Source organism: Streptomyces sp. NPDC102467 (assembly GCF_044765445.1).
In the GTDB taxonomy this organism is placed as follows: domain Bacteria; phylum Actinomycetota; class Actinomycetes; order Streptomycetales; family Streptomycetaceae; genus Streptomyces.
This window is the reverse complement of sequence record NZ_JBIWKA010000035.1, coordinates 17,925-30,189: the sequence shown is the minus strand read 5'-3', so window position 1 is coordinate 30,189 and position 12,265 is coordinate 17,925. Positions and strand designations below refer to the sequence as shown.

The 12,265-nt window shown below is 69.5% G+C and carries 11 protein-coding genes, 1 tRNA gene and 3 pseudogenes; 7 read left to right on the top strand and 8 right to left on the bottom strand.

The window, feature by feature from the left end; genetic code table 11:
• Positions 1 to 99, top strand: a pseudogene (locus tag ACIREE_RS40725) (IS481 family transposase); the annotation flags it as partial.
• A 236-nt stretch (positions 100 to 335) separates the two neighbouring features.
• On the opposite strand, the gene ACIREE_RS40720 reads toward ACIREE_RS40725, so the two are convergent.
• Positions 336 to 917 (bottom strand): TetR family transcriptional regulator, encoded by a 582-nt coding sequence (locus tag ACIREE_RS40720; protein WP_404164362.1) that lies wholly within the window; start codon positions 915 to 917, stop codon positions 336 to 338.
• A gap of 262 nt (positions 918 to 1,179) precedes the next feature.
• Between ACIREE_RS40720 and ACIREE_RS40715 the strand changes: the two genes are divergently transcribed.
• From ACIREE_RS40715 to ACIREE_RS40705, 3 genes are all read left to right on the top strand, one after another.
• Positions 1,180 to 1,530: an antibiotic biosynthesis monooxygenase family protein gene (locus ACIREE_RS40715; RefSeq protein WP_404164360.1), complete on the top strand. Its 351-nt coding sequence runs from the start codon at positions 1,180 to 1,182 to the stop codon at positions 1,528 to 1,530.
• A 106-nt stretch (positions 1,531 to 1,636) separates the two neighbouring features.
• On the top strand, positions 1,637 to 2,023 hold the full coding sequence (locus tag ACIREE_RS40710) for a VOC family protein (protein WP_404164358.1): 387 nt from the start codon (positions 1,637 to 1,639) through the stop codon (positions 2,021 to 2,023).
• Positions 2,024 to 2,261: 238 nt separating this feature from the next.
• Positions 2,262 to 2,690, top strand: coding sequence for a DUF4267 domain-containing protein (locus ACIREE_RS40705; protein ID WP_404164356.1), 429 nt, complete (start codon positions 2,262 to 2,264; stop codon positions 2,688 to 2,690).
• Positions 2,691 to 3,344: 654 nt separating this feature from the next.
• Here the strand turns inward: ACIREE_RS40705 and ACIREE_RS40700 are convergent.
• The 5 genes from ACIREE_RS40700 to ACIREE_RS40680 form a co-directional block, all read right to left on the bottom strand.
• A complete protein-coding gene (locus ACIREE_RS40700) occupies positions 3,345 to 4,319 on the bottom strand; it encodes a DMT family transporter (protein WP_404164354.1) in 975 nt (324 codons plus the stop codon).
• A 65-nt stretch (positions 4,320 to 4,384) separates the two neighbouring features.
• The gene (locus tag ACIREE_RS40695; RefSeq protein WP_404164352.1) at positions 4,385 to 5,158 is read right to left on the bottom strand and encodes a 2OG-Fe dioxygenase family protein; all 774 of its coding nucleotides are present in this window, start codon (positions 5,156 to 5,158) and stop codon (positions 4,385 to 4,387) included.
• A 17-nt stretch (positions 5,159 to 5,175) separates the two neighbouring features.
• A complete protein-coding gene (locus ACIREE_RS40690; protein ID WP_404164351.1) occupies positions 5,176 to 6,378 on the bottom strand; it encodes an argininosuccinate synthase-related protein in 1,203 nt (400 codons plus the stop codon).
• An 811-nt stretch (positions 6,379 to 7,189) separates the two neighbouring features.
• Positions 7,190 to 7,274: transfer RNA gene (locus tag ACIREE_RS40685), tRNA-Leu, on the bottom strand.
• 497 nt (positions 7,275 to 7,771) lie between these two features.
• Positions 7,772 to 8,398: a hypothetical protein gene (locus ACIREE_RS40680; protein WP_404164349.1), complete on the bottom strand. Its 627-nt coding sequence runs from the start codon at positions 8,396 to 8,398 to the stop codon at positions 7,772 to 7,774.
• Between the two features lie 560 nt (positions 8,399 to 8,958).
• On the opposite strand from ACIREE_RS40680, the gene ACIREE_RS40675 reads away from it, so the two are divergent.
• The 3 genes from ACIREE_RS40675 (at position 8,959) to ACIREE_RS40665 (ending at position 11,578) form a co-directional block, all read left to right on the top strand.
• Positions 8,959 to 9,759 (top strand): SDR family NAD(P)-dependent oxidoreductase, encoded by an 801-nt coding sequence (locus ACIREE_RS40675; RefSeq protein WP_404164347.1) that lies wholly within the window; start codon positions 8,959 to 8,961, stop codon positions 9,757 to 9,759.
• Between the two features lie 114 nt (positions 9,760 to 9,873).
• On the top strand, positions 9,874 to 10,101 hold the full coding sequence (locus ACIREE_RS40670) for a 4-oxalocrotonate tautomerase family protein (protein WP_404164345.1): 228 nt from the start codon (positions 9,874 to 9,876) through the stop codon (positions 10,099 to 10,101).
• 49 nt (positions 10,102 to 10,150) lie between these two features.
• A complete protein-coding gene (locus ACIREE_RS40665) occupies positions 10,151 to 11,578 on the top strand; it encodes an MFS transporter (protein WP_404164343.1) in 1,428 nt (475 codons plus the stop codon).
• Positions 11,579 to 11,732: 154 nt separating this feature from the next.
• Here the strand turns inward: ACIREE_RS40665 and ACIREE_RS40660 are convergent.
• Together ACIREE_RS40660 and ACIREE_RS40655 are read right to left on the bottom strand one after the other, a co-directional pair.
• Positions 11,733 to 11,955: pseudogene (locus tag ACIREE_RS40660) on the bottom strand (TetR family transcriptional regulator); the annotation flags it as partial.
• Positions 11,956 to 11,960: 5 nt separating this feature from the next.
• Positions 11,961 to 12,087: pseudogene (locus tag ACIREE_RS40655) on the bottom strand (DUF1772 domain-containing protein); the annotation flags it as partial.
• Between the last annotated feature and the right edge of the window lie 178 nt (positions 12,088 to 12,265).

Here is a 12,265-nt window from a genome sequence, read left to right as displayed (position 1 = left end):
GACTGGCTGCACACCTACAATCACCACCGCGGACACACCGCGCTGAAAGGCCAACCACCCGTCAGCCGCGTCCCCAACCTCACGGGTCAATACAGTTAGGGCGGGTATCGGGTCGTGATCAATGAGCATCGCAGCTTCCGGGGCGGATGCCCGTCTGGGGTACGGGGCCCGGCGATCTGCGGCTGCGCCGTGTGGACCTCCGGCTGCGTGCCCACCGGCCTCATGATGCTCGGCGGCAAGTCCCGCAAGCCACAGAAGCAAGGCTGATCCTTTCGGTCTTCCCTTTGAGGGCATCCGCCGTGACCGAGGTCGCGGTGGGTGCCTGGGCGCGTTCTTCAGGGCGTGGGCGCGGTGAGATACCGCTGGACCGTGGGTCCGAGCCAGTCCACGATCTCCTCGCGGCCGAGCGCCACGCTTGCCGGGAACCGCAGCACGTAGCGCGTCAGCGCGAGCCCCAGCACGGTCGAGACGCACAGTGCAGCCCGCGCCTGCGCCTGCTCCGGCTCGTGGCCCAGTCGACAGGCCAGCGGGATCATCTGCTCGCGCAGCACGCTCTGCATGCGATCGGCGGCGGCCGGGTCGGTGGCGCCGACGCGCATCAGCGCGGTGAGCTCCCCGTTCTCCTCCCACAGGGTGAGGAAGTGGCGCACCAGCGTACGGCCGATCTCCTCGCGCGGTTCGAGGGACAGGCCCGGCAACCCGGGATCGATCGCGACGGCCGCCGCGAACAGGCCCGCCTTGTTGCCGTAGTAGCGCATCACCATGGACGGGTCGATCTTCGCGTCGCGCGCGATGGCCCGGATGGTCGCCTTCTCGTAGCCGTCCGCCACGAACCGCTCGCGGGCCGCGTCGAGGATCGTGGCGCGGGTGGCGTCGGAACGCCGTGCGGCCTGCTGGTTCTCCGTGGTGCCGGTCATGCCAACAATGTAGGCCAACAGGTGTTGACAGTCCAGAGCTGCACCTCTAGGTTTGCCAACAACGTTGACCAACAGTGTTGGCAAACAAGTGTTGGCAAGATCGCAGTCGCTGGAGGCCTTGGTGTCACCAGCGATGCCCTTGAGTGACCGTCAGATTCCCTCGTGCCACAGATAGCGAGCGTCGTGAGCGTCGCTGGACCCAGTACGGCGGTGGCCGGCCTCAGTGCCGCGGGGCAACCGACAGCGAGAGGAAGTACCGAAAATGGCCAAGCTGCAGAGTCTCGACCCGAATACGCCGATGTTCGCGCAGTTCAAGGAGAAGACCGGACCCATCGTCCTGGCCAACACCTTCGTCGTCCCGAAGGAGAGGACTGAAGCGTTCCTGGCCCTCTTTCGGAGGCAGGCGGAGTTCATGAAGGCTCAGCCGGGATTCGTCTCCCTGCAGATGCACAAGGGAACGGCGGACAGCCGGCTTCTGATGAACGTCGCGGTCTGGGAGTCGACCGAGGCGCTCGCCGCGGCGTTCGGCAGCCCGGAGTTCCAGCGCATGGCGGCCGAGTTCAGCGACGACATCGTGTCGTACCCGCACATCTTCGAGCAGATCGACGTGTGACACGGCAACCGCAGCCGGGGGAGGGCCGGGCGGCCGGAGACGGCCTGCTCTCCCCCGGGCGGGCAGTACCCCACCTCGCGCAGCCCGTCCCTGAACAGGAGTCACTATGACCGTGGAACTGAACCACACCATCGTCCCCGCCCGTGACCCGCAAGCCTCGGCGCAGTTCCTGGCCGGCATCCTCGGCCTCAGCGTCGACCCGCCGCTGGCGCACTTCACGCCGGTCACGCTGGCCAACCAGATCAGCCTGGACTACGACCAGCTGGACGACTTCGAGCCACACCACTACGCATTCATGGTCAGCGAGGAGGAGTTCGAGGCCACCCTCGCCCGCATACAGGACGGCGGAATCACCCACTACGCCGATCCCGCATGCCAAGAGAATGGGCAGATCTACCGCAGCGAGCGCACCGAAGGCCGCAGGGGTACCTACTTCCGCGACCCCGATGGACATCTCATGGAAATCCTCACCCCGGGCGGCGCCGGGTCGTGAGGCCGGTGGCGGACCAGCGGATCACGCCCTTGCTGGTGACAGCGGGATTGCGTTCGCAGCCGCGGCGATGCGGGTCAGTCACGGCAGTGTCCGTTCCCCCGTCTGCAGGGCAGCACTGCGAAGCACTTCTGGTGTGCGGGTCTACGGATGCCCCCGAGCCAGGCGGTCTTGTCCGCCCCGGCTACGCCCACCGCCGAGCCCTGCCCCACTTCAACCTGAGCATCAAAGGAGAAGCGTCATGTCGCTGAAGAACGTCAACACCGTGCTGGTCACCGTCGTCACCCTGTTCGTCCTCTACCTCGGACTGTCTTTCATCCTGGCCCCTGCAGCGTCCACTCAGGGCGTCGGTCTGCCTGCCTGGCCCGCCGGCAACGGCGACGGCTTCCTCATCATGAAGGGCACCCGCGAACTCGCGATGGGCCTGGTCATCGGCATCCTGCTGGTGACGGGCCACCGCCGCGCGCTGGGCTGGGTCCTGCTGATGGAGGCCCTCGCCCCGTTCGGCGACATGATCAACGTCCTGGCCCACCACGGCTCCCTCGCCGCCGCGTTCGGCATACACGGCCTGACCTCGGCGCTGATCGCGATCACCGGCCTGCTGACCCTCCGCGAGACCCGCAAGGCCCACAAGGCCCCCGCCCCAGCGCCCGCCGTGCAGCCCGCCTGACAGCTGCATGCCCGAAGGGGTGGCCCGGTCCCATGGCCGGACCACCCCCTATCTGGCAGCGACCGCCGGGCAAGGCCAGGCAGACGATCCTCTTTCCGGTAAGCGACGGCCTGACGGCTGAGGCAGCCGGTCGAGCCGAACCGGCCCCCTGTCCCGAATCTCATAAACGGTCCTTTGCCCGAGCAAGATCGAAGCCGGCTACCCGGCGACCGCGAAGCGCTGGTTCGGTTCGCAGAACTCGTTCTCACTCAAAGGTGAGTCCGGGGTACTTCTGAGAATCGTTCGTGACAGCATCCGGGGGGCATGACGGCCCCTCAAGAGGCTTCCCCGAGCGACGCCGACGACGTCGAGCGCCAGCCCTGCCCGCGCTGCACGGCCGGCCGAGCCCGGCTCGCCGTGCCGCTCGCGCTCCGGCGCGGTCGCCAGCACTTACCACACCGGCCGCTTCACTAAGGTGCCCCGGCTCGCCGAGCTCCTGCGCGTGCCCACCCCTGCCGACCGCGGTCCCGGCCGGCAGTGGCGCCCCGGGTCCGACACGATCCACGGCCGCGAGTGACGGTTGCCATACACGAAGGGGCGCGATCTCCAAGGCGGATTCAGGCAGGGTGAACTGACACTCCGTCATACACCTGACCAGCTGACCGGAGGTTCGTTTCAGTGCGTTGGTGTTGTTGTACTCGCGCACGGCTTTACCTCCACGAGACGGTCAGGTGATCCGGGCGCGCGTGGGGGGCCGGGCTTCGGCGCGCGGCGGCCCCAGAAGGTGCCGCCCAGGACGAGTGCCGCTCCGAGGACGCCGGACCAGCCCAGGCGGTCGCCGCCGAGGGTGATACCGATGACGGCCGCCCACAGGGGTTCCGTGCCCTGCAGCAGGCTGACGCGGGAGGGGGTGGTGCGGCGTACGGCCCACAGCTGCACGAAGAAGGCGAGGAGGGTGCACATCAGGGCGAGGTAGAGAAGGTTCAGCCACTGCATCGCGCTGTAGTGGGCGGCCAGACTCCAGGGAGAGACGTCCTCCAAGGGGGTGAGCGCGGCGAACACCACGACGGCGGTGGTGAGTTGCATGCAGGTCAGGGCGGCGTCATCGGTGTTCTTCACCGCGTCCAGGCGGTGGGTGGCCAGTACGTTCGCGGTGCGTGCGAGGGCGGCGAGAAGCATGAGCAGGTCGCCGAGGGACGGCGTGGTGAAGCCGGCCCCTTGGGTCAGCAGGGCGACGCCGGCGATGGACAGGGCCGCCGCGCCGACCAGGCGGGGCGTGGGGGGCCTGCGGGCGACAGCGGCTTCCGCGAACGGGGTGAAGATCATGGTGAGGCTGATGATGAGCCCGGCGTTGGTGGCCGAGGTGTGGACGACACCGTAGGTCTCCAGCAGGAACACCGCGGCCAGGATGCAGCCGAGGAGAAGACCGCCGCGCAGTTCACGTCGGGTGGTGGTGCGCAGGGTTCGGCGGGCGGCGAAGGCCAGCGGGGGTATCGCGATGAGAAAGCGGAGCAGCAGCAGACTCAGAACCGTGTCCTGGCGGGCTATGCCTTTGGTGGCGAGGTAGCTGGAGCCCCAGACGATGGCGATGAGCAGCACGGGCAGGTCGGTCTGCCAGGCGCGTGGCCGGGTGGTGGAGGCTGCGGGCATCAGGGGGCTCCCCTCGGGTGCGCCCGGTTCCGGCCGTACGTCGGCCAGGACCGGGCGGGTGGTGGTCAGCGGGCGGTGTAGGCCATGACGAGGACGTCGCGGTGGGCGGGGGCGGTGGCGTCGAGGGGCCGGACGGGGGTGACGGAGTGCAGGGTGCGCCGGTCGTCGCCGAGGAGGAGGTCGCCTGGGACGGTCAGGGTGGTGGTCAGCAGGTGCTCGCCGTCGTCGGTGTGGACGGAGCTTTCGCCGCCGCTGACGTTGTGCCGGTCGATGAGCAGGGAGGTGATGAAGGTGACTCCGTCACGGTGGCGTCCTTCGGGGGCGGGCTGGCCGAGTTCGGCGCCTGCCGTGATGCGGTAGGGGTGGAGTTTGATGTTCCAGGTGGTGGTGGCGGTGTCCACAGCGCTGAAGATACGGCCGAGCGTGGTCAGCAGGGGCGCCATGATCGGATCCTGGACGAAGTCGCCGGTGAGCGGGTCGAAGTGGCGGTCCACGCCGCCGTTGAGCGGGTTGATGCTGCTGTCCTGGCGGTAAGGGCCGTGGGGCAGTTGGGTCAGGTCACCGGTGTCCGTGTGGAGGGTGAACTGTCCGTAGCGGCGGTAGCGGTACGTGCCGCCGTCGGCCATGTGGGTATCGAGGGTGAGGTCGTTCCAGTTGCGGGCCAGGCGCTGCCAGTCCTGAGGTCGGACGTCGAGGAGCGCGGACAGGTCGGCGGAGGGCAGCAGGTGGCCTCCGGTGGCCGTGAGGTCGGCGACGGCGGCGTCGGAGATGGCAGGGATGGCGGCGTCGGAGATGGCGATGGCGGTGTCGGTGTGGGGGGCGATCGTGGTGCTGCTCATGAGGGTGTGGGTCCTTCTCAGCGGAGGGCGGCGGGCGCGGGTGTGCGGTGGGCTGCGGTTTCCAGGGCGATGGAGCGCTCTTCCCAGCGTTCGCGGTCGCGCAGGTAGCGGGGGTGGGGTGCGATGATGGCGCGGGTGGTGGCGCCGCCGAGCCGCAGGTCCCAGGTGACCTGTCCGGTGGTCTTCCGGGCGCAGGAGTCGATGAACTCCTGTGTGGCCAGGCGCAGTTCACCGAACCAACGGCCTTCGAGGGCTTCACGCACCCAGATCTGCTCCAGGTGCTGCTTCTCCCGCATCAGCTCGGCGTCCAGGCATGCGGACTCGAGGTGCCGGTAGGAGCGAAGGAGGAGCCAGGCCGCGGGCATCTCCCGTATCTCGAGGACCTTCTCGCCGTCGTCGAGGTGTTCGAGGCCGGTGTACCGGCCCAGGCCGTAGGCCCCGACCCGACGGTTGAGTACCTCGATCAGGTCGGTCAGCGGAAGTCGCTCGCCGTCCACCCGGGTGGGCAGTCCGGCCTGGAAATCGACCGTGACGGTGCTCTCGGGGGCGGCCGGGTCGATGGCGCTCCAGTGGTGCATGCCGGCGGGTACCGCGTGGTTCTCGGGGTCGTCGAGGACGCCGGATTCGAATTCGCGGCACCACAGGTTGGAGTCGCCGCTGACGGTGCGGCCGTCGAGGAGATGGAGGCCGGCGTTCTGCAGGGCCGTGAGTTTGTCGTGACGGTCGACGGGGTCGAGGTCGTAGGGGCTGCCATAGAGACCGGTGTGACCGAGCAGCCGTAGCGCGCCGTTGAGACGGCGCAGGGTGTTCTGGGAGCGGTTGGCGGTGTGCAGGACGGCCTGGGCGCCGAGTGTGCCGGCCAACTCGAGCGCGGTACGGGCGATCAGGGGCCGGCTCAGTGTGGAGCTGACCGGGTGCAGGTCGAGGTAGACGGCCTGGGCGGTGATCGCGGGGGCGACGTAGGAAGCCGCGAACTCGTCCTTGCGGTCGAAGATGTGCAGCCGCACTCCGAGCGCGTCGGCGATCTGCTGTTTGTGGAGCGTGGTCTCGTCCTCGCCGAGGTCGACACTGACCGCGTGGATGTCGGTTATTCCCATGGTGCGCAGGCGCAGCAGGAGGTAGGTGCTGTCCAGCCCGCCGCTGAAGAGGGTCACGACCGGGCGGGACGGGTCGATGAGTTCCTCGATCTGCCGGAACGAGCGGATGGGTGGCGTGTGCATGGCTGTCTCCAGCGGGCTTCGGTGCGGGAGCTACGCGTTGTCCGCGTGCACGGCCACGTCGTTGGGGCCTGGGGTCTGGGGTCTGGGGCCTGAGGTCTGAGGCCTGAGGTCTGGGGCCTGAGGTCTGAGGCCTGGGGTCTGGGGCCTGGGGCCTGCGTCGGGGGGCCGGGGGCCAGTGGCGGACCTGGGGTGGGGTCGGGGTGGCCGGTGACGGAACAAGGCGGCCGGTGACGGGTACAGGTCGCGCGGTGGCGCGCCGGGAGGCGGGCAGGCGACAGCGCGCGTCGAGGGGTGGCCTGTGACGCGTGCGGTGCGGAGCCTGCGGTTCCGTGCGGAGCTTGCGGTTCCGTGCGGAGCTTGCGATGCCGTGCGGTGCGGTGCGATGCCGTGCGGTGCGGTGCCGTGCGGAGCCTGCGGTGTTGTGCCGTGCGGAGCGTGCCGTGCAGAGCTGCCGTGCCGTGCGTGTGGCGGTCGCCAGGGGCAGTGGACCGGAGGCGGAGGATGACGGCCGTGTCGTGTGGTCGGGCCGGTGGCTCCTTGGCCGCTGAGGCTGCGGGGATGTCGCAGGCGGTCGGGCAGCTGCGGGCGGTCGCGGGCGCCTGGTGAGGCGAACCGCTGGATGAGCCGAGCGCTGCAAGCCGCGGACGCTATGTGCGGCGGACCTTGTTAAAGGCGAACGCTGTGCAGGGCGGACACTGTGCAGGGCGAACGCTGTGCAGGACGGACGCGGACGCCGGCAGCGCCCCGTGGGGTGTGGGGTGCGGGGTGCGGGCTGGAGGGAGCGAGGCGGCGGCGTCGGCGCCTCGTTGTGTGCCCGGAGCGGGAGTCGAACCCGCATGGCCGCGTGGCCGGGGACTTTTAAGGTCCCTGTGTCTGACCGGTTCCACCATCCGGGCCGCGAACGGTCGCACGTATCGGCGGCGTGCCTACCTGTGCGCGAGGAACGGCCGGAGGCCTCTGCGCGGTCCGGTATCTGCGCCTCCCGAGCCCGAAGTACCTCCCGAACCGGAGCACCCTCTGAACCGAAGCACCCCCTGAACCGAAGCACCTCCCGAACCGAAGCACCCCCCGACCCGGAGCACCCCCCGACCCGGAGCACCTCCCAATCCCGCGATCCCGAAATACCCCCGGCGGGCGCCGGATCACCGGCCCCGGAGCGGTTGGTCGCCGCTGTGGTCCGGGGCCGGTGGGGATCGCGTGTGGAGGATGAACTCGGCCGCGGCCCTGTGTCGTTGCACTCCCTGGGCCGGGTCCCCCTGCCCACGTGATCGTTCCGTGGGGTCCGCCGTGACGTGACGCAGGCCAGGTCGTCGGCGGACGGTCGGTCAGCCAGTCAGTCAGTCGGTCAGCCAGCCAGTCGGTCAGCCAGCCAGCCAGTCAGCCAGTCGGTCGGTCAGTTCGTGACGCGCTCGTAGATGCGGGTGTACAGGCCGTTGTCGCCGCCGGTGATGTAGGTGTCGCCGGCTTCGCGGACGATCTGCTGGTAGCGGGGCGAGGTGAAGGCCTCCAGGTACTTGGCCGGGTCCGCGTCGAAGCCCGACACGAACATCACGCCCGGCTCGGTGCTGGCCAGCGAGTGGAACGCCTGGAAGCTGACGACCTCCTCCGAGGTGCGCACCACGTCGAAGATGGTCTCCTCGCGCCAGGCGCGGTACTGGCGGTAGACGCGCGGCACGACCTCGACGTGGCGCATCTGCACGTAGCGGGTGTCGGGGAGCGCGTTCGCGGCGGGCTTGGGCGCCTCCACGAACTGCAGGAGCTGGCGGCGGAAGTCGCCCTCCCCCAGCGGGCCGACGGCCTCCCAGAGCTTCCACCAGTCGGCGCGCAGTTCTTCCATCCGGTCGAAGCCGTCGAGGGGGGCCAGTTCGAGTACGGAGTTGGTCTCCAGGCCGCGGTAGAGGATGCGGCCGTCGAACGCGGAGGCGTCGTTGTGGTTCCGCCAGGCCTCGGTGATGGCGTCGATCTGCTCGGGCTTGGCGAACAGTTCGGTGGCGGTGATGAGCGCGGCGTTGGCGGACATGGTCGAGGTCTCCTAGAGATGTCGTGGGTTGAGGCCGGAGTGCGGGTGCGCCGCCGTGTGCGGGAAAGGTCGCGGTGCGGCGCAGTTGACGGGCGGGTCCAGCCCGGCGCGGTCGCCTTGCGGCGGTGGTCCGCGTTGAGAAGAACGTAGAGGGCGCAGCACCCTCCTTGCAACCATCCGGTTGGTTTTACAGGCATGCGATCGCGCTTCCCGATCGCAGCGGCTCGCACGCCTCGATGACCTCGCCCCACCCCGGGCGCTTCCCGCCTCTCCGCGCTGCAGCACTCGTAGAAAGCCGTAAAAGGCCGCCCTGACCAGCAGTTGAGGGAATTTCGAAAGCCGGGCCGGTCGTCTGGACGTCTCTCTATAAGGAGGAGCCGACCTCCCCCTCGACTCCTCCCTGGGGGATCAACCGACCCGAGAAAACCAACTAGATGGTTGCGTCTGGGCGCTCGGAGAGCTACCTTCTTCATCACGGAGCCCGGCACGAGGTTCACCCTCCCCACGCCCACCGGCTCCACCCGCACCGGGGGAAGTCCCCGGCACAGAGAGGAATCCCCGTGGACGCCCCCGCCCCCGCTCCCGCACCCGTCATCGTCGTCAGCGGTGCCACCGGTGGCATGGGATCGGCCATCGTCGAGGAGCTCGCCCGCTCCGGCGCGACCGTCGCGCTGCTCGGCCGGAACAAGAACCGGCTGGAGCGGACGCGCAGCGCCATCGACGACCGCACCGGCGCCGCCGGCCGCCTCTTCACCTACGAGACGGACATCAACTCCACCGCATCGGTCGAGGCGTGCGTCGCCGCACTGGTGGCCGAACTCGGCCACGTGACCGGCCTGGTGCACTCCGCGGGAGACGGCCCCCTGGCTCCGCTCGCGGAAACCACCGACGCGATGTGGCACGCCACCTTCAACGGCAAGCTCATGGGAGCGGTCCGGCTCGCCCGGGCGCTGGCAGGCCCGATGGCAGCGGCCGGCGGCGGCTCCATGGTCATGATCAGCGGCGTCTTCCGCAAAGACCCTGATCCGCTCTTTCCGGTGAACAGCGCGATCAACGCGGCTCTCGCCGTCTTCGCCAAGTCCGTCTCCAAGGACCTCGGCCGCTCCGGAATCCGCGTCAACGTCCTTGATCCCGGCGCCGTACGCACCCCCCTGTGGGACGAGATCGCGCAAGCGATCGGCGACCGCTCCGGCGCCACGGCGCAAGAGATCAGCGCGCACGTCGCGGCGCAGTCACCCCTCGGCACCCTCGCCGAACCCGCCGATGTCGCACAGACCATCAGCTACCTGCTGTCCCCCGCCGCCAGGCATCTGACCGGTGCCTCGATCACGCTCGACGGCGGCGCCTCGGCCGGCCTCTGAGCCGAGCCGACACCACCTCACTTCCCACGTCCTCAGAAACAGCCACAGGCAACAGCCACAGGCAACGGCCACAGGCGACAGCCACAGGCAGCAGCCACAGACCTGGAGTCCCGCATGCCCATCCTGTCCATGACCACCTGGCCCAACCAGACCGACGAGAAGTGCCAGGAGCTCATCGAGGAACTGACCGCCACCGTGCACCGCGTCATCGGCGCCCCGATGGACAAGATCACCGTCTACATCCAGGAGATCCCGCAGAACCGCTGGGGCGAGGGCGGGGTGATGGGGACCGACCCGGCATTCGCCGTACTCAGCCGTCGCACCACCCCCGCGAACGTCTGACCTCCACCGCCCCTCCCCCTCCCCCTGGCTGTCACTGAGGAGATTTCCCATGGCCATCCTGACCCGGTCCCCCCGAATCGACGAGCCCCTGGTCGAGCCGGTCCCGGCACCCGCCCCGCCACGACGCTCGTCCCAAGGCGTCGTCCTCGCCGCGTCCCTGCTCGCCTTCTTCGTCATCAGCCTCGACGGCTCCGTCGTCAACGTGGCTCTTCCCGCCATCTCCGACAGCCTCAGCGGCTCGATGGCGGACCTGCAGTGGATCATCGACGGATACACCCTGATGTTCGCCGCGTTCATGCTGACGGCCGGCACGTTCTCGGACCGTATCGGCGCAAGTCGCGCCTACGCATGGGGACTTGGCCTGTTCACCGTCGCCTCCCTCGCCTGCGGCATCGCCCCGAATCTCGCCACCCTCATCGGTGCCCGCATGGTCCAGGGTGGTGCGGCCGCCCTCATGGTGCCCGCCTCCCTGGCGCTGATCCGGCAGACCTACTCCGACCCCGGCAAGCGGGCGCGTGCCATCGCCATCTGGACCGCGGCGGGCTCCGTCGCCGTCGCCCTCGGCCCGGTCATCGGGGGCATGCTCACCAGTGGCCTGAGCTGGCGCGCCGTGTTCTACCTCAACCTTCCCGTCGGAGCGCTCGGTCTGGCCCTGCTGACCCGCATCACGGCCTCGCCGCGCCGTCGGGCACCGATCGACATGCTCAGCCAGCTCTCCGTCGTCGCGTCCCTTTCCAGCCTCACCTACGCCGTCATCGAGGGCGGCCGTGAGAGCTGGGGCAGCCCGACCGTCGTGGGATCCCTGGTCCTGACCGTGGTGGCGGCGGTGCTCTTCGTGACGCGGCAGAAGCGCCTCGAGCACCCGATGGTGCCGCTGAGCATCTTCAAGTCCCGCACCGTGGTCGTCTGCCTGACGGCCGGTTTCTCCATCAACGCCGTCTTCTACGGTGCCATCTTTGTGCTCGGCATGTACTTCCAGCAGGTGCGCGGCGCCTCCCCGATCAGCACCGGCGCCATGTTCATCCCCATGTGCGCCCTGATCTCGGTGGTGAACATGGCCAGCGTGAAGCTGGCCGGGCGCAAGGGAGCGTGGCTTCCGATGACCATCGGCCAGCTGGTCATGACGGCCGGCAGCCTGCTCATGCTGACCGTGGCCTCCTCCACGGCCTACCTGATCCCGGTACTGCTGCTGGTCCCGATCGGCCTGGGCGGCGGCTTCGCGGTCCCGTCCCTGACCGCGGCCATCATGGAGAACATCGACGGCGAGCGGGCGGGCACCGCGGCGGCCCTGCTCAACACCTTCCGCCAGGTCGGCAGTTGCATCGCCGTCGCGGTGTTCGGCGCCCTCATCGCCGACACCGCCCACTTCCAGCGCGGCATGAACACCAGCTTCGTCATCTGCGTGGTGATGCTGCTCGTGACGGCCGCGGGCACGGGCCTCCTCCTGCCCCGACTGACCAAGAAGACCGCCAAGTAGGCCCTCACGGTACGAAGCTCCGCATCCCGGGCGCCGGATCACTCCGGCACCCGGGATGCGGAGCTTCTTCCTGTGCCTGTCGGCAACTCAACTCCCCTTGTACGCAACGCAGTTCGCGGGGATATCCAGAACACCTCGGTGAACGGCCCGGGGGCGACGCGCCCTGAAGGGCGACGGACCGATGATCTCCCGCTTGCCGCGGAAGTGGCTGTAGAGGACGGGCCGGCTGTACTCGATACGGCCGGCGAGCCGGCGGGCGGTGACCGCTTCCCAGCCCTGCCGCTCAGCGAGTTCGCGGCTGTCGCCACGATGAGGCGCTCGGGACGAGCAGCAGGACGGACATGACCACGCTGAGGATCAGGAGCGCGCCGATGCACCGGACCGGCATCACGGCGTCGAGCATCCGCCCCCCGTGTGCGTGGCCGAGCCGGCTGCTGTCCTCGGGGTACGCGTCGATCGAGGATCCGGTGGATGACGAAGGCGACCGAGAACTCCACCCGCACCCTCACCGGAGCGCGACGTGGACCCCAAGAACCGGCCCGCCGACTGCAAGCAGCAGATGAACCGCTGGCGGGGGGGGGGGCGGGGGGGGGGGGGGGCCCCCCCCGGGGGGGGGGGCGCCGGGGCCCCCGGGGGGGGGGGGGGGGCGCGCCCCCCCGCCGCGCGGGGGGGGGGGGGGGGCCCCCC

Bases quoted from the DNA above. Each gene is read 5' to 3' on its own strand.
- ACIREE_RS40720 (WP_404164362.1), bottom strand. From the start codon at position 917: ATGACCGGCACCACGGAGAACCAGCAGGCCGCACGGCGTTCCGACGCC.
- ACIREE_RS40715 (WP_404164360.1), top strand. From the start codon at position 1,180: ATGGCCAAGCTGCAGAGTCTCGACCCGAATACGCCGATGTTCGCGCAG.
- ACIREE_RS40710 (WP_404164358.1), top strand. From the start codon at position 1,637: ATGACCGTGGAACTGAACCACACCATCGTCCCCGCCCGTGACCCGCAA.
- ACIREE_RS40705 (WP_404164356.1), top strand. From the start codon at position 2,262: ATGTCGCTGAAGAACGTCAACACCGTGCTGGTCACCGTCGTCACCCTG.
- ACIREE_RS40700 (WP_404164354.1), bottom strand. From the start codon at position 4,319: ATGCCCGCAGCCTCCACCACCCGGCCACGCGCCTGGCAGACCGACCTG.
- ACIREE_RS40695 (WP_404164352.1), bottom strand. From the start codon at position 5,158: ATGAGCAGCACCACGATCGCCCCCCACACCGACACCGCCATCGCCATC.
- ACIREE_RS40690 (WP_404164351.1), bottom strand. From the start codon at position 6,378: ATGCACACGCCACCCATCCGCTCGTTCCGGCAGATCGAGGAACTCATC.
- ACIREE_RS40680 (WP_404164349.1), bottom strand. From the start codon at position 8,398: ATGTCCGCCAACGCCGCGCTCATCACCGCCACCGAACTGTTCGCCAAG.
- ACIREE_RS40670 (WP_404164345.1), top strand. From the start codon at position 9,874: ATGCCCATCCTGTCCATGACCACCTGGCCCAACCAGACCGACGAGAAG.
- ACIREE_RS40665 (WP_404164343.1), top strand. From the start codon at position 10,151: ATGGCCATCCTGACCCGGTCCCCCCGAATCGACGAGCCCCTGGTCGAG.